We start from the raw sequence: 21,083 nt of genomic DNA on the forward strand, positions 1-21,083 counted from the left end.
GTAATAAAAGATGATTGCGTAATTAATTAAATCTTAAAAATATTACTTTTAATTTAATCATATTAATAATTAAATGTGATTTTAATAGATTTGATTATTTAAATTAGATTAATATAATTTATTGGAAAACATATAGAAATTATAAATAAATTAAAGATATAATAGAAGGGATAAACATTAATATAACATATTAAGATAAATTGGGAAATATTAATAGTGTATATAGTATTTGGAACTATAAGGGGGATTTTCAACATGCATTCTAGGACGAAAGCAAAGATAAGTGAAGAAAAATTACTACAAATGATTGAAGTAGCTGGTATTAAGGACTTGATTAAAATTCAGGAGTTAACAGGTGGAGAATTTAATGTTGCATACATGATTTATACTAAAGCTGGCAAATATATACTAAAAATTGGACCAAGCGAAGGAACAATAACACTTACACATGAGAAAGGAATCATGAATGTTGAACTTTGGGCATATGAACAGATTAGAAAGTATTCTAATATAAAAATACCTCAAATAATACATAGCGGTCATGAAATAATCGGCAATCACTGGTTTATCATGACTGAGCTTCAAGGAAAATTACTATGTGATGTAGCTTTGACTGAAGAGCAGATGTATAACTGGCAATACCAGTTTGGTCAAGCACTTGCGCAAATACATAACATCAAAAATGAGAAATTTGGGTATACCCAGGTACGTTTGCATGATACTTGGAAAGATGCTTATTATGATATGATATTTACCCTTATAGAAGATGCAGATAAGCAAGGAAATATACTACCAGAACTTTCTGAAATACTTCGTTTTATAAGAAAATGGGAGGGGGCCCTTGAGGAAGTAAAGGTACCAAGACTTATCCATTATGACCTATTCGACAATAATGTATTTATTGACGAAGATTTGAATTTTGCTGGTCTTATTGATACGGAAAGATCTTTCTTTGGGGATTACTATGCTGACTTTTTTGCAATCGATTATCTTGGTTACCTTAAAGATAATAAAGGGTTAATAGATGGATATAATTCTCAAGCAGAAGAAAAAATCGAATTTACTCCTCACGCAAGAGCAAGGTTAGCCCTTTCACGTCTTCTACTTGGGCTTATTATGTTTACAGAGGGAACCACAAGACTTGCACTTTCTGATCCACAGCACTGGGAAAGAAAATATTTAGCATCGGTTATAATTAATTTTGCTTTACATGAACTTGACTAAATGAAGAGAGTTTAGATGGGCAAAGTTATCTATTTATAAATAAAAATACTTAACTAGAAATATATGTAAATAGACTAGTTACAAAGCTATAATTTTGCAACTAGTCTATTTATTAAAGATATTAATTATTAATTAGAGAATTCTTGTGATCCCATATATTTACCGTTTCCGAAGATTACACCTATACCAACTTTATTATATGAAGAATTCATCATATTAGCTCTATGGCCTGGTGAATTCCACCATTGATTAAATAACTCAACTGGATCACTAGTATTATATGCAATATTTTCGCCTGTTGAAGTATATTTATAGCCTATTGTTTGCAACCAGTTTGTCCACTTAGTTCCATCTGGATTTGTGTGGTCAAAGAAGTTATTTTGTATCATATCGTTACTTTTATATCTTGCTACTTGTACTAATGTATTGTCCATAGTAAGAGGCTGAAGACCAGCTTCTGTTCTTTTCGCGTTCATTAATTCAAGAATTTTTTGCTCAGCAGAAGCTTGTACACTTATTGAATAATTTGTTGGGAGCTTAGGTAACCCCTGTATATCAACTGAACTTGTACTTGTAGATGCATTAGTAGTGCTTTTGCTACTTTCTACGTTAGTTGTGCTTCCTGTGTCTGCATTTGTTCCATTAGTACTAGTTGAAGTACTTACTGTTGAAGTTTTATTATTATCTTTAACTACATTATTATTCGAATCAAAAACCTTATCAACAACTGGAGTTGTGTTTCCAGTAATATCTCCATCTGAATTAGTTGTATATTCTTTGTTATTTACTACAACTTTCCCAGTTTCCATCATTCCTAATTGATTTAAACAATAAGTTTTATTGTTTACTTTAATAACACCTGTTTGCATTTTTCCTGCATTATCAAAGTAATGCCATCTGCCATGATTCATAACCCAGCCTTTATTTAAATGATTATGTGTAGCTGTATTGTACTTATTGTTTGCATTTGAATCAAGAGTTGCTGCAGATACTCCTAATGATGAGAAACTACCAATCGTTGTAGCTGCAATAACTGCTGTTACCATTTTTCTTAAAGAATTTTTCATCATAAGTTTTTCTCCTTCTTATATGTTTTATTTGCCTACTTGAATTAAATATAAGCAATAAACATTTATTAATGTTTGCCGCGTTCAAGTGAGGTCATGTGTCTATACTAACATTTTAACGACAATATTCAACAAAGGTTTTTCTTATTTAAGTCTTTTAAATGAAATGGGCGCAAAATCTCTTGAGTATGTTCCTTTATAGTCCTTTATGCACTATGATATTATTAAACTCCTTGCGGTGCAAAGGGTAGGCCCCAATAATATTTAGAAATTATCAGCTTCAATTATTCTATTTCAATCATTCTACATAGATATATACTGCAATAAATATGTAAACTTCCAAAACATGAAAAAGAATGGATGTGATAAAAAGCATAATAAATAGAATAAGGAAATTGACAATAATTTACCAAAATGATATTATTACTTTATAAAAGGATTTATTGTAAAATGCAGTATAATCTTATGAAAGGGGAAATGTATTATGAAGGCAAGTGTAAAGGTGATTGCTTACTAAAACTAAATATGGGCAAAATGCAATTTTAGGGGGAACTACACCCTTTATTTGTGATGCATTTTTGCAGCTATAATTAACCTTTCATAAATATACACTGACTACTCAGGATAATTTAAATGAATTCAAAGGAAAATAAAATTCTATTTGAATAATTTTAATATAAATCCCGCAGATAGCAGCCGTTTTTGAGGTTGATATCTGCGGGATTTTTCTGCCCATTTTTAGAGACATTAAGCAATCACTTGAAAGGAGAGATGTGATATGAAAGTTATAAAATACGAGAATAATAAATATTTAATTGAGGCACATTTAAAGAATTACTAGGATTGATGTGATTATCTGTTATTTTCTTTCATGTGCCTAAAGTATGGAGGAAAACGATGAATAATATAAAAGAATATGGATTTAGTGAATTTTTTGAGAATCAAATAAGTAAATTTAATATAACTTCAACAGATTTAATACCAGCAAGGGTAATTGAAGTTCAGAAAGAGCAATATAAGATTGTAACAGAATATGGTGAAAATGATGCAAAGTTAAAGGGATCTTTATTTTATAATGATAAGATATATAATGAATATCCAACTGTCGGAGATTATGTTTTAGCAAAGCATAATCCTATGGGGGAAGATATAATATATTATGTCTTTGAGAGAAAAAGTAAATTTTCAAGACTTGACTCTTATAATAAAGTGGAGCAGATTGTAGCTGCTAATTTTGACTATGTATTTATAATGCTTTCTCTAAACAATGACTTTAATATAAAGCGAACAGAAAGGTATTTAACTGCTGCATGGCAAAGCGGAGCTTCACCAGTTATAATAATGACTAAGCTTGACTTATGTGATGATTATGATTCTTATAGGGAAAATGTTTCTGAAATAGCCCCTTTTGTTCCTATAATCGGAGTGAGTTCCGTTACAGGAGAAGGCTTGGAGGAGTTAGAGGCATATGTACAGGAAGCAAAAACTATCGTGTTTTTAGGATCTTCTGGTATTGGTAAATCCTCACTTGTTAATGCTCTTTGCGGTGAAAAAATCATGAAAGTGAATACTATTCGTGAAGATGATAGTAAAGGGCGTCATACAACAACTCATAGACAGCTTATTACACTTAAAAACAATGCTATGGTTATAGATACCCCAGGTATGCGTGAACTTGGGATGTGGGATGTATCAGAAGGATTGGATGTAGCATTTGAAGATATTGAAGAGCTATCTAAAAAGTGTAAATTTAATGACTGCAGCCATGAGAAAGAGCCAGGATGTGCTGTAAAAGCTGCTTTAGAAAGTGGAGAGCTGTCAATAAAGAGATGGAATAACTATTTAAAACTCAAGAAAGAATCGGAATTTGCTAAATATAAAGAAAGTATGAGTGTACGCTTAAGGAAAAAAGCTTTATGGAAAAATGTTTCTAAATTTCAAAAGGAATTAAAAAAGAAATATTAGCTTATTTATTCAGCTTAAGATTGTTAAAGTTACAGAGATGATTGTAGAAACAGAAAATAGAATATGAAAGTTTTAAAGATGAAAAACAAAATAACAATATAAATTAAATAAGCTGAGGTTTTCTTATACTTAGAAAATCTCAGCTTTAATAAATACCACGTCTTACACAAACCTTCTGACGTTATGGTTTACTGCATATATGTTTCATTATTTCTTAAATCAAATTTTTCGATTTTTTCTGGTCCTCTTAATATTTTTCTTTTTATATGAAGACCACCATCTGAATCTGTTCTGATTCTCCATTCAATAAGCATTATATTTCCATCTACAATTTCAATGCCCTGTATTCCACTTGCCCTAACACATGATCCGTCATTAAAATAAGGCAACTCTGCGACTTTTGGAAAATGGGGTCTATGGGTATGTCCGCAGATGATCATAATTTTTTTCATTTTAATCCAATTACTATAAATACGTTCGATTTTATGAATCTTCTCAGAACTTTTTACAGGGCTTGCAGGATTTATAAAGCCTACTGAGTGAAGAAATTTCCAAAAATATCTTACTGTAAGCATATTAAAATGCCACAACTTATCATTCATTCTGTCTCCTTGGTGGCCATGAACAGTTAGTATTTCCTGTCCTGTATTTCTATGCTTAAACACTACTGCCTCATATGGCGTAATCCCAGGAAACAACTCTATGTCTTCTTCGTTATATTCATCGTAGAATTTATAATAATTCTTTTCTACAAAATTGCTGCATTTTAAGTGTATATTGTGATTACCATATAAAACAATTAATCTACCTAAATCAAAGAACTTTTTTAATAGAGCATATACCTCATCATGAGCCAGTCTTATATGTTTAAAATTAGAGTGTTCCCAAAGTTCATCTCCATCGCCAACCTCCACATAAGTATATCCATTATTAAAATAGAATTCTAATGCGAATAAAAAGATATTTTGATTTTTTGCAAATTCGTCAGATGGTGTACCATCTCCTCTGTGGCAATCACTGAAAAATATATATTTAGAATTGTTATCAAAATATTCAATTTTAGCATTATTATAAGCTTCTGTTAATCTCTTTTCTGCGAGCTTCTTTTCCGATATCATAGTACACCTCTTTTTATAACACTTAAAATTAATATGATTATATGTAGTTAATCTACCCTTTTAAATAAGAATATATGTTAATGGATTTCATTTTTGAGTTAATTCATTAAAGACTACCATCTCGGAGGTCCATGAATTATGTTGTTGATTTTAACCACTACATTTTTATCGTCGTTAAAAATATTGTATTTTAATGGGGAGTTATAAAACAATTATAGGTATCTTTAATATTAGTTAAATTCTGTTTAAGAACAATTTAGGTTAGAATTATATAAACTGGAAATATTATTGACAAGGCTGATTTTTTTGCATACAATATAACTATAATACCGATAGAAATAGTAGGAAATAAAGATGGCATTGTAGAACTTTAGTGCTGTCTTTTTTTGAAATTTAGGATTAGTAAAGTAAATGCAATGAAATAATGTATTAATATTAAACAAGTTGGGGGGCTGATAGTATGTCTATACTACTAAAGGATGTTATAAATTTGGAGTCATTCAAAAATATGAGATTGGTAGGGGGGAGAAGTGGATTAGATAAGACTGTAAATTGGATATATGTTGCTGAGTGTTTTGAAAACCCACTTGAGAGTTTGAATTGGATTTATGGAGGAGAAATTGTATTTATTACAGGAAGATCTATAAAGGGAGATATAAATTTATTAAGTAGACTGATAGAAGGTTTTAATGAGAAAAATATAGCAGGATTAATAATTAATATAGGGCCTTATATTAAGCAGATACCAAAAAAAATAATCGATTTGGTAAATAGTCTAAATCTTCCGCTATTTGAGCTTCCGTGGGAAATCAGAATAACAGAGGCAACTAAAGATATTTATACAGCCATTGCAATGAAACGGCTTCAAGAAGATTCGAGCGTTAACTTTTTTCACCAGCTGCTATTTGGGGATGAAAAATTAGGGGGTAATTTAATAGATAAAGCAGCTTATTTTGGATATAATTTATCTGGGGAATACAGAGTATATATTATAGATATAGATAATTTTCAAAAATATATTAAAGATAATAATATAGATGATGAAAGTATAATTTTTGAAGTTAAAACTAAACTGAAAAAAATAATTCGGGATACTTTGTATAATCATAGTATTGAAGTACCAATAGTAGATAAAAATGATTCTGTAATTTTTATCTATAAATTGAATAAAAATAAAATAAAAGTATTGGATGAAGCTTTAGATAAAATAAAAAAGTTAGTCAGTAATCAAATAGGTGGAATGACAGTAAGTATTGGTGTCGGTGATTGTTATAATGATTTAAATATGATAAAAGATTCATTAAAAGAAGCTCAATTAGCATTAAAGAAAATCATAATAGACGGATTAAAGGATTGTATTTTAGAATATAAAAACATAGGTGTTTATCAAATGCTTTTTTCTTTAGAAGATACCAGAAATTTAAACAAGTATTATGAAGATAAATTAAGACCTATCATAGAATATGATAATATAAACAATTCAAAATTAATTGAAACTTTAGAAGTATACTTAGATGAAAATTGTAATAATACAAGCACTTCAGAAAGATTATTCTTACATAGAAATAGTCTTAGATATAGGATTAATAAAATTGAAGAATTGTTAGATGTTGATTTACGTAAGTTAAATCAATGTATTGATATAAAATTGGCAATTGATGCAAAGAAAATTATAAGCAATAAGGAGAATTAATTGAAATTAAAAACATAGTATTTAGATAGGGATTGTACATTATATACAAAAATGATTGTGCTCTTTGTCTATATTAATATATATGAATGTGTATTATAGTAATATAAAACCTACTAAGGATATAAAATTACTGTAGAAAGAGGGGGGCCATAATGCAAAACAATAATATCTTATCACCACAAGAAGAAAGACTTATTAGAGAAATAAATAGCAATATAATCGATTTTAAATCAAGTAATAGAGTTAATAATATCTTAAATACATTTAAGGGGACAAGACCTAAAATTGATATTGAAAGAGGCTTATATTTCACTCAATCATTTAAGGAAACTGAGGGAGAGCCGTTAATATTAAGATGGTCAAAAGCATTATTGCATTATGCTAAAAACGCAACAATATACATTGATGATAGTGAGATAATTGTTGGAAGAGGCGGGAAAGAAGGTCGTTATGGATTATTATATCCAGAGCTTGATGGCGATTTCTTAGATGAGGCAATTGAGCAGTTACCCAAAAGGGAAACTTCGCCTTTTGATATTTCAAAAGAGGATGCAGAAATTGTTATAAATGAAATTTCACCATATTGGAAGGGGAAAACTTTTCATGAAGATTTAGCAAATGCATTAAATCCTGAAACTTTTAAGTTGACTTACAATAATGATGAAAGTCTTACTTCAAGGTTTATAGTTAATGAAACTGCATCATTTCGTTCATCTATTCAATGGGTACATGATTATGAGATAGTTTTAAATATTGGATTTAATGGAATTAAAAAAGAGGCAGAAGAAAAGTTAGCAGAACTTGATGAATTTAGTCCAGTTAATAATACAGAAAAAATACCATTTTTAAAGGCAATTATTAATGTGGCTGATGCAATAACATTATGGGCAAAACGTCATGGAGATTTAGCAGCAGAACTATATGAAAAGGAAGATGATTCTGAAAGAAAAGAGGAATTAAAGCTAATAGCAGATACTTGTTATCATGTTCCGGCAAATCCTCCAAGAAGCTTCCATGAAGCTGTTCAAGCTCAATGGTTTACGCAAATGTTTTCGAGAATAGAGCAAAAGACAGGGACTATTATTTCTAATGGAAGAATGGATCAATATTTATATCCATACTATAAAGCTGATATTGAAAAAGGAATTTTAACTGATGAAAAAGCAGTTGAATTATTAGAATATGTCTGGGTAAATATGGCACAATTTGTAGATCTTTATTTATCAACAACTGGTGGTGCGTTTAATGAGGGATATGCACATTGGGAAGCGGTTACAATTGGAGGACAAACTCCAAATGGACAAGATGCAGTTAATGATTTAACTTATCTTTTCTTAGAATCAAAGAGAAATTTTCCTCTTAACTATCCAGATTTAGCAGCTAGAATACATGCCCGTAGTCCTAAAAGATATTTATATGAGGTTGCAGAAACTATTAAGGATGGATCGGGATTTCCTAAACTTATAAATGATGAAGAAGTTGTACCTCTTTTACTTGCAAAGGGAGCCACATTTGAAGAAGCATATGATTATAGTGTTTCCGGGTGTGCTGAATGCCGTATGCCTAACAGAGACACTTACACAAGTCCATGTGCATATATAAATTTTGCAGCAGCAATTGAAATGACTATTTATAATGGTAAAATGCAAAAATATGGTGATGAAGTAATAGGTATTAAAACTGGTGAGTTAACAAACTTTAAAACTTTTGAGGAATTTTTTGATGCATACCTTGTTCAACAGAAGAATTTCTTAAAACATGCGTTTATACAACAACATGAAATTATAAGACTTAGAAAAAATCATTTTGCATCACCTCTAGGATCTGCGCTGCACAAATTATGTAGAGATAATTTTAAAGATATTCATGAGCCTTATATTGAGGGTGGTATAGATTTGGGATATTTTGAATTTATTGGCTATGGTACAGTTATTGATTCATTGGCAGCAATTAAGAAAAATGTTTTTGAGGATAAGAAGATAACATTAGCAGAGCTAAAAGAAGCGTTAGAGCATAACTATGAAGGATATGAAGCAATTAGACAATTGATGCTTAATGGTCCAAGCTATGGTAATAATGATGAATATGCTGATTCTATTGCAAAGAGACTTGATTTAGAAGCGCTTGAATTTACTGAAAAATATTCTAAGGAATTAGGGGTAAATCTTGATTTAAGATATGTACCATTTACATCACATGTACCTTTCGGCAAAGTTGTTAGTGCAACTCCTAATGGTAGATTTGCATATACACCGCTTGCAGATGGATCATCACCTTCTCATGGAGCTGATATAAATGGACCAACAGCAGTTCTATTATCTAATTTTGCAAGTAAAAATTATAACCATAAAGAAAGAGCTGCAAGACTTTTAAATGTTAAGCTTAGTCCAGCATGTGTTAAAGGCGACGAAGGAACAGAAAAACTTATCTCATTTATTAGAACTTGGTGTGATTTAAAACTATGGCATTTACAATTTAATATAATCAACAGAAATACATTAATTGCAGCAAAGAAAAATCCTGAGCAATATAAAAGTTTACTCGTACGTGTAGCTGGATATAGTGCATACTTTACTGAATTATCCGAGGACTTACAAAATGATATTATAAACAGAACAGAGCATGAGGCTATATAAAATGAGTGATCAGGCTTATGTTTTCAACATTCAGCATTATTCTTTGCATGATGGGCCAGGAATTAGAACAAATGTATTTTTAAAGGGATGCCCGCTTCAATGTAAATGGTGCAGCAATCCAGAATCACAAAAGCCTGAGGCAGAAATTTTTTATAATAACAATAAATGTATAGGCAGCAAGGAATGTAGTGGTTGCATTAGTAGCTGCATAAATAATGCAATTAGCTTTGATAGTGATAATAAAGCATTAATTAATAGAGATAAATGTACCAATTGCTTAAGATGCAGTAGTGATTGTCCAACAGGAGCAATCACTACGCAGGGAACACTAAAAACAATAAAGGAATTATTAGATATTGTTGAGAAGGATAGTGTTTTTTACACTCACTGTGAAGGGGGCGTCACTATAAGTGGTGGAGAACCTCTTATGCAGGGGGAATTTACAATTAATCTATTGAAGCAGGCTAAGAAAAGAAGAATAAATACAGCAATTGAAACTTGTGGTTATGCAGATTATGAAATATTAAAGGAATGTGCAGAAAGTTTAGATACAATTTTATTTGACATAAAAAGTTTAAATGATGAAAAACATAAAAAATTTACAGGAGTCAGCAATAAATTGATTTTAGAAAATTTCAATAAACTGTGTATTGATTTTCCAAACCTAAAGAAAATTGTTAGAACTCCTGTTATACCAACATTTAATGATAATGAAGAAGATATAAAGGAAATAGTAGCATTTTTAAAAAATAAACCTAATGTTAACTATGAGCTATTGCCATATCATAAATTTGGTGAGGGAAAATATAAATCACTTGGAAGAGAATACTTAATGGGTGATTTGAAACTTGATGAAAGATTTTTTGAATTTATTAATGGTTTATAAAGTCGAAGTATTAAAAGATGAATCCAATTGGAAATTAAATTTACTGTAGAATAAGAAGTTGTAAAACAGGGGGAGTTTTAACTATGAAAAAATCTATCAAAAATATTATAGCGTTAGGATTAAGTACACTTTTATTAGCTGGTGTATTTGCAGGGTGCCAAAATAGCGATACAAAAAAAACAACGGATGCAGAAAAATCAAATGTAGTACTTAGAATTGGAGCACAGCCTTATCCACTTTATTCATCTATATATGTCGCAAAAAAACTAGGGTATTTAGATGAAGAGCTTAAAAAAGTAGGTGCAACTTATGAATGGACAGATTTTAAGTCAGGTCCACTTGTAAATGAAGCAGTTGCAGCAGGAAGTGAGGATATTGGATTCATGGCAGATATGCCTGCTATTTTAGCAAAATCTTCAGGTCAGGATATTGAGATTATTGGAAATGTTGCTTACGGAGAAAAAGCATTGGCGGTTCTTGTAGGTGCTGATTCTAACATTACAAATCCTAGTCAGTTAAAGGGCAAAAAGGTCGCTTACGTAAAAGGATCTTATGCACAGCATTTATTAGCACTTGTTTTGAAAAATGCAGGATTAACTTTTGATGATATTGAGTCTGTGAATCTTGCAGCAGGAGATATGCCAGCAGCACTCGAGGGGAAACAAATTGATGCAGCAGTTTTATGGGAACAATTTGTATCAAAATTAACAACTGAAGGTAGAGCTAAGGTTTTAGTTGATGGTACAGGGATAAAAAAAGGGAATATGGTAACTTATTCAACAAAGGAATTTGCAGAAAAAAATCCTCAAGTAATTGAGGCATATATAAAAGCAGGTCAAAGAGCATCAGAATATATAAAAACAAATCCCAAAGAAGCGGCTGAAGCAATAGCTGGGGATTTTGGAGTTACTCCAGAGTTAATGGTTAAGATTTTTAATAATTTAACATTTACTCAAGAATTAACAAAAGATGATATTCAAGAAATTAAGACAGTAGAAAAATATATTTTAGACCAAAAAATAATTTCAAATGAAGTAAATATGGATGAATTTATTAATACTAAGTTTTTAGAAGAAGCTGGTATTACAAAATAATTACATACTATTAAGATTATTTTTTTAAGAAGTAAGAAATATATTAGAAAATATAGAATTAAATTTGTCTGATGTCTAGCCACTGTAAGACTCCTATCCGACCTAAAGGAGAAAGTGACTCACACAAAATCAAAGATTTTGGTTCCCTAGTGGCACGACCCTAGATAAGTTCAACTAAATTCAGCTGGAGTATAAAACTCCACCTGAAAAGTTTCACTTTATCCTCTGCTAATTTAGCAGAGGGATATTATATAAGAGAGTGGGTGATGTATTATGAATAAATCTAAAAAAGTTAAAAATCATGTTTTATTTTTAGTTTTATATTTAGCTTTACCAGTAATAATTCTACTAATTTGGAAAGCAGCAGATATTGGTGGGTATATAAAACCATATACAATGCCAGCTCCTGAAAAAGTATTGAAAACAGCTGGAGATATTTTAAAAGATGGTACATTGATTAAACATATAGTAGCAAGTTTTTTAAGGGTACTTGAAGGCTTTCTTATTTCTTTAATACTGGCCTTGACTTTAGGGATTGGAGTAGGATTATCAAAAAAATTAGAAATATTTACAGATATAACAGTACAAATTATTAAACCAATTCCACCTATCGCGTGGATTCCATTAGCAATTCTCTGGTTTGGTATAGGTGAATTTTCTAAAATATTTATTATTGTACTCGGTGCATTTTTTCCTATTTTGCTTAATGTAGTTGATGGGATAAAAAATATTGATGATAAGTATTTAGAACTTGGTAGAGTTTATGAGGTTCCAAAGGCTAAGTTTATTCGTGGAGTGATATTACCAGGGGCATTACCATCTATTATGACTGGTGTTCGTCTAGGACTTGGTAATGCATGGGTTTGCGTTGTAGCGGCAGAGATGATTGCAGCTACTAAAGGTGTTGGATATATGCTTACAGATGGTAGAAACATGTCAAGACCTGACTTAGTCATATTAGGAATGCTAATAATAGGGATTGTAGGTAAGCTTATGGATGATGTATTAAAGAAGATATCTATAAGAATTACCAAGTGGAATTAAGAGGTGAGGTAAAATTTATGGAAAGTATAATAGAAATTTCTAAGTTAAGTAAGCGATATGAAAGTAAAGGTAGTTATGTGGATGCATTACTCGATATTGATCTTGAAGTTAAAGAAGGAGAATGTTTATCTATTATAGGGAGTAGTGGATGTGGCAAAAGTACATTACTTAAAATTATTGCAGGATTAGAAACAGAATATGAAGGAACTATTACATTTGACGGAAAGCCAATTGAGGGTCCATCAAGAGAAAAAGGAGTTATATTTCAAGATCATAGGTTACTTCCATGGATGACAGTAGCAGAAAATATACGTTTTAGTTTACCTGATAATGAAAAGGACTCGGAGGATTTAATTAAAGAAAATATCGAATTAGTTGGTTTAAATGGATTTGAAAATGCCTATCCCAAACAACTATCTGGTGGTATGGCACAAAGAGTTTCAATTGCTAGAGCTTTAGCAAATCGTCCCAAGATACTATTATTAGATGAACCGTTTGGAGCGCTGGATGCAATTACAAGAATAAACATGCAAGAAGAAATGCTTAGAATATGGGAAAAAGAAAAAATAACAATGATTATTGTCACACATGATATAGATGAAGCTATATATTTAGGAAATAGAGTTATAGTTATGTCAAGTAGACCTGGTAGAATTAGAAAAATTGAAGAGACTAATTTAGGGAATCCAAGATTAAGAACAAGTGCATTATTTAATGTACAAAAAGAAAAAATTTATAAAGAATTTTTCAAAGAAGAGAAGGTTCCATTTTTATATAATATTTAATTTTTAAAACAAAACCTATAAAACATATATGTAAAATAGAAATAAGTGCTCATCAAATAATGCTAAAAAGAAAAATATATTTGAACTTATTAATGAGATTTAATTTTGAAAGGAAATGAATAATATGAGTAATTTAAATGGCAGCCAAGTAGTTGAATTAGATAAGAAGTATAATCAACATCCATGGTTAAAAGGCAATATAAATCCAATTGCAGTTGAAAAAGCGGATGGAATATATTTTTGGGATTATGATGGAAAAAAGTATTTTGATATGTCTTCTCAATTAGTTAATGTTAATTTAGGTTATGGCAATAAAGCTATTATTAAAGCAATTCAAGAACAAGTTGAAAAACTACCTTATATTGCTCCAGCTTATGCAGCAGCACCAAAATCTGAATTAGCAGCAAAATTAATTGAAATATCTCCTAAAAATATGAGTAAGGTATTTTTTACTTGTGGCGGATCTGATGCTAATGAAGCTGCAATAAATATGGCAAGAACAGTTACAGGAAGGAGTAAAATATTTTCAAGATATCGCAGTTATCATGGATCAACTTTAGGTTCTGGAAATTTATCGGGTGATGTAAGACGATTTGCACTTGAAAATCCAGCAGCTAATGGATTTGTTAAGTTTTTTGATCCTTATGTCTATCATGAAAATATTAAATTTGAAAATGATGCGGAGGCTTCTAAATATTATATTGACAAATTAAGAGAGCAATTACTTTATGAAGGCCCTGGAAACGTAGCAGCTATAATCGTTGAAACAATAACTGGAGCCAATGGTGTAATTATTCCGCCAGATGGTTACCTGCAAGGGGTGCGTAAACTTTGTGATGAATATGGAATATTAATGATTTGCGATGAGGTAATGGCCGGATTTGGTAGAACAGGGAAAATGTTTGCCTTTGAAAATTGGGACATTGAACCGGATATTATATCTTTTGCTAAGGGTGTTACTTGTGGTTATGTTCAATTAGGTGGAGTAATTGTAAATGACAAAATAGCTAAGTATTATGAAGAAAATGTTTTTCTATATGGTTTGACTTATAGCGGACATCCACTTGCGTGTGCAGCTGGTGTAGCTTGTGTTAATTACTATTATGAAGCTAATATACTTGAAAATGTAAACAAAGTAGGAAAAGTGCTAGGAGAAATCTTAGAAGAACTTAAAGCTAAACATAAATGCATAGGTGATGTTAGATATATTGGATTATTTTCAGCAGTTGAATTAGTTAAGGATAAAGCAACAAAAGAGCCGCTTATACCTTACGGAACTGATGAAAAAAACATTAGAGGAAAGATTATCAGCTTACTAACTGAAAGAGGTTTTGCAACTTTTGGCCGTGAAAATAATATAAACATCTGCCCTCCATTAATTATAACTGAAGAGGAATTAAGAGAAGCAATGAAGATTTTTGACGATGTATTAACTATTGTTGATAATGAGTTTCTCTAGGGTATAGATATGTGGGAATATGAACAACCAGTAAATATTATTTTCGGAAATGGCAGCATTAATAAGCTTGGAGAAATTATTAAAAATAATGGATATAAAAGGGGCTTATTAGTTACTAGTAAATTTTTTTATAAAAGCGGATTTGCAGAAAAATTAAAAGAGGATAGTCAAAATGAAATAATTGATATTTTTAGTGAGGTTGAACCTAACCCAACAATTATTAATATTGATAATTGTGCAGGGATCATTAGAAATAATAATATAGGTTTTATTGTAGCATTAGGCGGTGGAAGCGTTATTGATTGTGCAAAGGCAAGTGGAGCAGTTTCATTGACTAATGATTCAATTAAAAAATATCATGGTACAAATTTAAGCTTGCCAAATAAGAGTATTCCGATTATAGCAATTCCAACAACTTCTGGAACTGGAAGTGAGGTTACTTGTGTAAGTGTAGTAACTGATAAGGAATTAGGTAAAAAAACACCTATTGTTTCCAAGAGCTTTTATCCTAAAATTGCACTTATTGATCCAGAGCTAACCTATTCACTACCAGATAATATTACTGCAAGTACAGGTATTGATGTTTTATGCCACGCTGTAGAGGGATATTGGAGTAAGGGACATCAGCCTATATGTGATGCACTCGCAGTTCATTCTGCTAGATTGGTATTTGATTATTTAGAAAGAGCTTATCTAAATCCAAGGGATGGTGTTGCTAAAGAAAAATTAGCAGAAGCATCTATTATAGCGGGATTATCATTCACATTACCAAAGACTACATCATCTCATGCATGTTCCTTTTTGTTAACTAGTAAATATAATATACCCCATGGTGAAGCTTGTGGATTAACACTAGATTATTTTACTAGATTTAATGGAGAAAAGGACGAAAGAGTTAACGAATTCTCAAGATTATTGGGTTTCAAAGATGCAAATGAAATGGCTGATAATATTTATAGATTAAAAAAGAATATAGGGCTATTAGTTGATTTAAAGCATTTGAAATTAACAGATAATGATATATTGGAATTGGTTGGAAAAAGTAAGAATGCGAATTTAATGAATAATCCAATTAATATAAGTGATGACGAACTTTTAAAAATGTATACTACCTTTAAATAGAGAGGGGGAAGAAAATGAAGAGAGCATTAAAAAAATTTTTTACAGTAGAAAAAGCGTTAACCCTTACTACCATAGCAGTAATTATAATAGCCTGGACAATTGTAACGCAATTGGGGATTGTATCAGATATTTTAATTCCATCGCCCAAAAAAGTTTGGCTTGCATTTATTTATATTATTCAAAATAACTATAAAGGCTCATCACTAGTGCAGCATTTAGGGGCAAGTATGGAAAGGTTACTTATTGCCTACATATTAGCTGCTATTATAGCAATTCCATTAGGTCTTGTAAGTGGCTATAACAGCAAAGTTAGGGCAATCATTGAACCAATAATAGAATTCTATAGACCATTACCACCCCTTGCTTATTATACATTATTAGTTTTATGGATGGGAATCGACAATGGATCAAAGATAGCGCTATTGCTTTTAGCAAGTTTCGCACCAATTTATATTTCGTGTATGTCAGCTGTATTAAAAATAAAGGCAGATTATATAAATAGTGCATATACAGTAGGTGCTAATAAATATCAAATTTTTATCCATGTAATATTCCCATCCTGCCTGCCAGATATATTTGTTGGATTAAGGACAGCTATAGGTGTAGCTTATACTACATTAGTAGCAGCCGAAATGGTTGCAGCAGTTTCTGGTATTGGCTGGATGGTATTAGATGCAAGTAAATTTTTAAGAAGTGATATTATTTTTGTGGGAATTATAATCATGGGGATAACTGGAATATTGCTGGATAAGTTTATACGTATCATAGAAGATAAGGTTGTTCCGTGGAAGGGAAAAGAATAAAAAACAGAATTGAAAGGGGAATTTTATTATGATATTTAAAAAATTATTAAGTGGAATTTTAGCAGCAACAGTAGTTGCAGGAGCATTAGTAGGTTGTGGATCAACCACAAATAATACTAACGCTAAAGCAAAATCTAGCAAGGAACTTCCGGAGGTTGTAAATATAGGTACCCAACAAATGCCTACCGATGAAAGTCTTGCAAGAACCAAAGGTTTTTTTGAAGAAGAATTAGGCGTTAAAGTTAATATAACTGAGTTTGATTCAGGTAAAGATGTTAATAATGCACTTGCCTCAAAAAGTATAGATTTTGGGCTAATGGGCTCAACACCTGCAACTGTTGGTATTGCAAGTGGTATTCCAATAGAGCTTATTTGGATTCATGATGTTATTGGTGATATTGAAGCATTAGCGGTTAAGAATAGTGCGAATATTAATAAAATTTCCGATTTAGTAGGGAAGAAGGTAGCAGTTCCAGCAAGTTCAACAGCACATTATAGCTTACTAAATGCACTTAAAATAAATAATATATCTGAATCTGATGTGAAAATTTTAGATATGCAGCCAAATGATATATATGCAGCTTGGCAAAGAGGGGATATTGATGCTACTTATGTATGGGAACCAACTCTCGGAAAACTTTTAGGTGATGGAAAGATACTTGTAACTAGTAGAGAGCTGGCAGCACAAGGTGTTTTAACTTGTGATACTGAGGTTGTAAGAAAAGAATTTGCAGAAAAATATCCAGAACTTGTAACAAAATATATTAAAGCCCTTGAAAAAGCAAATGATATTTATAAAAATAATCCAAACGATGCTATTGAAACAATTGCAAAGGCTTTAGGAATTAGTAAAGAAGAAAGTGCGCATCAAATTAATGCATCACAATGGCTATCAGGAAAGGAACAGCTTGATAATAAGTATTTAGGCACAAGTGATAAAAAAGGCGATTTTGTTAAGACATTAAAGAGCACTTCTGATTTCTTATTAGAACAAAAAACTATTACAAATAGTCCAGAAATATCAGTATTTGAAAAAGCTGTGAATCCTAAATACATTGAAGATTCTTTAAAATAAATGAGGTGTTAGGTCATGTGTGAAGACAACAAAAATATAGGCTTACCAGTTGTAACGCTTAAAGATATTAATCTGAGTTACGAGAGTGAGAAAGGTACAGTTACTGCACTAGAAAATATAGATTTAAATATTTCAAAAGGTGAATTTATATGTGTGCTTGGTCCATCAGGATGTGGCAAAAGTACATTGCTAAAAATTATTGCAGGATTTTTAAAACCAACTAGTGGAGTGGCAAAAATGGATGATGCAATTATAGAGGGTGCTGATTGGCATAGAGGGGTTGTATTTCAAGCCCCAACTCTTTATCCATGGCTTAACGTAAGGGATAATGTCAGTTTTGGATTGAAAATGAGAAAACTGCCTAAAGATGAAATAAAAAAGTTAACTGACAAGTATTTAGAAGAAGTTGGTTTAACAGAATTTCATAAGCATAAACCTTATGAATTATCAGGAGGGATGAAACAAAGAGCATCTCTTGCAAGAGTATTAGTTAACAATCCAAAAATGATTTTAATGGATGAACCTTTTGGAGCATTAGATGCTTTAACACGGCAAAATATGCAAGCATTGGTAAGAACATTATGGTGGAAAACCCAGAATACGATTTTTCTTATTACTCATGATGTAGATGAAGCATTAGCATTAGGTACAAGGATAATTGTTATGTCTAGCAGGCCAGGTAAAATAGTTAAGGAATTCAATACAGAATTTACTTACAGAATGTCTGCAGAAAATTCAGATAATACCCGTTATACAAGTGAGTATATGAAAATTAGGGAAGAAATATTAGATTTGATAAATCATCAGCCATATATATTTAAAATATAGTTTTTTGAACGACTACCACCTCGGAGGTCCAGTAAATTCTAAGTACAATCCACCTTAAGGATTTAAATAATAGCTTAAAAATAACATAAAGCTATCCAAGAAAGGATAGCTTTTTTATAATAAAAACAAAATTACTTGAGATAGAAAGAAACAAAAAAGTTCGCAGATGGATAATTAAAATTTCTAATGTACATTATTATGGAGTTGAGGGAGTATTTTCAATGATACTTCTTTTTTTGTCATTAAGAACATATGTGCGTATATTTTGTTTGGTATTGGAAATAATTATAATATAGATAAATAAGCGCTTAAATCTAAATTTATGATATAATTGAGGTAAGAGAATGGGTTATAAAAAGGCCATTAATAATATACACGATAAGTCTTACAAAGATCTTTACTCTAACAAAATAGTGTTTTTGAATTTAGTTAAAGAAATGCTCAGTGCATCTTGGGCAAAAGATTTAAATGAAGAAAATTTAATTTTGGTAGAAAAACAGTACATATTATCAGATTATGAAGAAAATGAGTCAGATATTGTATATAAAGCGAGTATTGATGGTGGAGAAGTGATTTTTTATACTCTTTTAGAATTTCAATCAACAGTAGACTATAAAATGCCTTTAAGATTGTTTTTTTACATTAATGAGGTGCTTAGAGAATATATTAAAAATTTAAAAGAAGAAAATAAGCAAAATAGAAAAGGATTTAAAATTCCCGCAGTAGTTCCAATAGTCTTATATAACTCTATAAGAAGGTGGAATTCGCCAAGATTTTTCAAGGACATAGTAAGTAATAGTGAACTTTTTGGTGATGATATAGTTAACTTTAAGTACGAATTATTTGATGTAAATCATCAATATACTAAAGAAGAATTAATAAAAAATAATAATATTACATCAGCTATATTCTTACTAGATCAAAAGGTGAATCCATTAGAATTTTTTGAGAGATTGAAAGCTGTGGCACTAAAGTTTTCCAAATTAACAAGTAGAGAAAAAGAGATATTGAAGCATTGGCTTAGAAATACTGTTGATGAGGCTATAAGAGAAAATGTAGTTAAAATATTAGAAGCTGATAATAGAGAAGGAGTGGAAAATATGGTAGCTAATAATGCATTTATGATAGAAGAAATGAAAGAAAAAGTGAGGAAAGAAACTGAAAAAGAAACTAGAAAACAAGAAAGAGAAAATATTAGATTAAAGGATATAAGAAGAGTTAAGAATTTACTTACTAAAAAATTTGGAGTTCTAAATAACGACTACGATAAAAAAATAGAAGAGCTAGATAGTAATGATTTAAATTTAATCATTGACAATATTTTAGATATTGAAAGTATAAAAGATGTAGAAAAGTATCTTAAAAATTAATAAATATTAATATGAAAGTTTTAAAGATGAAAAAGAAAATAACAACATAAATTAGATAGGCTGAGAGTTTTTGAATTTAGAAAACCTCAGCCTTAATTATCTTACGTAAATAATAAACATAAAAAACTGGAAAATACTCAAAACTAAGTAAGAAATATTAAAAATTAAGATTTGAATAATTGAATAAATAAAAAATAATGAACTTAATAGAAATTATTATAGTATATTATTTTTTATGCTAAATATAAAGTGAAAAGTATAACTAAACAAAGGCCTTGAGATGACAAAAGATTTGTATAAGATCATATCAAAGATGATATATAAACTACATGAAGTTTTGTAATATTTAATAAAATTCTTATCTTTGGGCTATTAATTTATCTTTATGTAACACATGATCCAATATCCAATTTAAGATAAAGAAAAGTATTTCGTTCAAATGCTTATTGGTATTTGCATCCAAACTTCTAAAATCAATATTGAATATTTTCTTTATAAACTCTGCATGCTCTATTTTTTGGATTGGTAATTGGTCAGAATTAATTTTCAACATATAAGTTTCTTCCGTCTGAAAATGAAATTTAGTGTATTGACGCAAATCTTCTAATATTTGTACAACATCATCATACTTATCTACACGAAGTTCATTTTTTAATAATTCATATGCTTGATTTCCAATCTCAAATAGATGTTTATGTTGTTCGTCAATTATCTCGATACCAATCGAATATTCTTCTTTCCATGTTAACATCATTTTTCGCCCCTTTTTTATAATATTTTATTAATTTTACCATATAATTATAATATTTAAAACGTTTTAATTATGTATTATATAAATGAAAAATAAGATTTAATTAGTTCATGCAAATTTTTTAGGAGTAATAGGTAAACGTTAGAAAAAAAATTCTTGACTT

17 protein-coding genes are annotated in these 21,083 nt (G+C 30.3%); 14 read left to right on the forward strand and 3 right to left on the reverse strand.

Going from position 1 to position 21,083, the window contains the following annotated elements; genetic code table 11:
- Positions 1 to 255: 255 nt before the first annotated feature.
- Positions 256 to 1,224 (forward strand): phosphotransferase family protein, encoded by a 969-nt coding sequence (locus D2A34_RS19435; protein ID WP_119367697.1) that lies wholly within the window; start codon positions 256 to 258, stop codon positions 1,222 to 1,224.
- Between the two features lie 128 nt (positions 1,225 to 1,352).
- Here D2A34_RS19435 and D2A34_RS19440 read toward each other — a convergent pair whose 3' ends face one another.
- Positions 1,353 to 2,294 carry a CAP domain-containing protein gene (locus D2A34_RS19440; protein WP_119367698.1) on the reverse strand — a complete coding sequence of 314 codons (942 nt, stop codon included), beginning with the start codon at positions 2,292 to 2,294 and terminating at the stop codon, positions 1,353 to 1,355.
- 894 nt (positions 2,295 to 3,188) lie between these two features.
- Here D2A34_RS19440 and rsgA point away from each other — a divergent pair.
- Positions 3,189 to 4,256: a ribosome small subunit-dependent GTPase A gene (gene rsgA, locus D2A34_RS19445; protein WP_119367699.1), complete on the forward strand. Its 1,068-nt coding sequence runs from the start codon at positions 3,189 to 3,191 to the stop codon at positions 4,254 to 4,256.
- A gap of 188 nt (positions 4,257 to 4,444) precedes the next feature.
- Here the strand turns inward: rsgA and D2A34_RS19450 are convergent, their stop codons facing one another.
- Positions 4,445 to 5,374 (reverse strand): metallophosphoesterase, encoded by a 930-nt coding sequence (locus D2A34_RS19450; protein WP_119367700.1) that lies wholly within the window; start codon positions 5,372 to 5,374, stop codon positions 4,445 to 4,447.
- Positions 5,375 to 5,834: 460 nt separating this feature from the next.
- Between D2A34_RS19450 and D2A34_RS19455 the strand changes: the two genes are divergently transcribed.
- From D2A34_RS19455 to D2A34_RS19510, 12 genes are all read left to right on the forward strand, one after another.
- The gene (locus D2A34_RS19455; protein ID WP_119367701.1) at positions 5,835 to 7,067 is read left to right on the forward strand and encodes a PucR family transcriptional regulator; all 1,233 of its coding nucleotides are present in this window, start codon (positions 5,835 to 5,837) and stop codon (positions 7,065 to 7,067) included.
- 152 nt (positions 7,068 to 7,219) lie between these two features.
- On the forward strand, positions 7,220 to 9,703 hold the full coding sequence (gene hpsG / locus D2A34_RS19460) for a (2S)-3-sulfopropanediol dehydratase (RefSeq protein ID WP_119367702.1): 2,484 nt from the start codon (positions 7,220 to 7,222) through the stop codon (positions 9,701 to 9,703).
- 1 nt (position 9,704) lies between these two features.
- Positions 9,705 to 10,589, forward strand: a complete 885-nt coding sequence (gene hpsH / locus D2A34_RS19465; protein ID WP_119367703.1) for a (2S)-3-sulfopropanediol dehydratase activating enzyme — start codon at positions 9,705 to 9,707, stop codon at positions 10,587 to 10,589.
- 83 nt (positions 10,590 to 10,672) lie between these two features.
- The gene (locus D2A34_RS19470) at positions 10,673 to 11,683 is read left to right on the forward strand and encodes an aliphatic sulfonate ABC transporter substrate-binding protein (RefSeq protein ID WP_119367704.1); all 1,011 of its coding nucleotides are present in this window, start codon (positions 10,673 to 10,675) and stop codon (positions 11,681 to 11,683) included.
- A 273-nt stretch (positions 11,684 to 11,956) separates the two neighbouring features.
- Positions 11,957 to 12,727 (forward strand): ABC transporter permease, encoded by a 771-nt coding sequence (locus D2A34_RS19475; protein WP_119367705.1) that lies wholly within the window; start codon positions 11,957 to 11,959, stop codon positions 12,725 to 12,727.
- A gap of 17 nt (positions 12,728 to 12,744) precedes the next feature.
- Positions 12,745 to 13,512, forward strand: coding sequence for an ABC transporter ATP-binding protein (locus tag D2A34_RS19480; RefSeq protein ID WP_079440944.1), 768 nt, complete (start codon positions 12,745 to 12,747; stop codon positions 13,510 to 13,512).
- A gap of 124 nt (positions 13,513 to 13,636) precedes the next feature.
- Positions 13,637 to 14,971: an aminotransferase class III-fold pyridoxal phosphate-dependent enzyme gene (locus D2A34_RS19485; RefSeq protein ID WP_119367706.1), complete on the forward strand. Its 1,335-nt coding sequence runs from the start codon at positions 13,637 to 13,639 to the stop codon at positions 14,969 to 14,971.
- A gap of 9 nt (positions 14,972 to 14,980) precedes the next feature.
- Positions 14,981 to 16,093 carry an iron-containing alcohol dehydrogenase family protein gene (locus D2A34_RS19490; RefSeq protein WP_119367707.1) on the forward strand — a complete coding sequence of 371 codons (1,113 nt, stop codon included), beginning with the start codon at positions 14,981 to 14,983 and terminating at the stop codon, positions 16,091 to 16,093.
- Between the two features lie 14 nt (positions 16,094 to 16,107).
- Positions 16,108 to 16,896 carry an ABC transporter permease gene (locus D2A34_RS19495; protein ID WP_119367708.1) on the forward strand — a complete coding sequence of 263 codons (789 nt, stop codon included), beginning with the start codon at positions 16,108 to 16,110 and terminating at the stop codon, positions 16,894 to 16,896.
- 28 nt (positions 16,897 to 16,924) lie between these two features.
- Positions 16,925 to 17,971, forward strand: coding sequence for a taurine ABC transporter substrate-binding protein (locus D2A34_RS19500; protein WP_119367709.1), 1,047 nt, complete (start codon positions 16,925 to 16,927; stop codon positions 17,969 to 17,971).
- A gap of 15 nt (positions 17,972 to 17,986) precedes the next feature.
- Positions 17,987 to 18,799, forward strand: coding sequence for an ABC transporter ATP-binding protein (locus D2A34_RS19505; RefSeq protein ID WP_119367710.1), 813 nt, complete (start codon positions 17,987 to 17,989; stop codon positions 18,797 to 18,799).
- Between the two features lie 344 nt (positions 18,800 to 19,143).
- On the forward strand, positions 19,144 to 20,169 hold the full coding sequence (locus D2A34_RS19510; protein WP_119367711.1) for an Rpn family recombination-promoting nuclease/putative transposase: 1,026 nt from the start codon (positions 19,144 to 19,146) through the stop codon (positions 20,167 to 20,169).
- Positions 20,170 to 20,527: 358 nt separating this feature from the next.
- Here the strand turns inward: D2A34_RS19510 and D2A34_RS19515 are convergent, their stop codons facing one another.
- Entirely contained in the window at positions 20,528 to 20,920 is a 393-nt protein-coding gene (locus tag D2A34_RS19515) for a bacteriohemerythrin (protein ID WP_079440962.1), read from the reverse strand.
- Between the last annotated feature and the right edge of the window lie 163 nt (positions 20,921 to 21,083).

This window comes from Clostridium chromiireducens (genome assembly GCF_003575225.1).
GTDB classification, from domain to species: Bacteria; Bacillota; Clostridia; order Clostridiales; family Clostridiaceae; genus Clostridium; species Clostridium chromiireducens.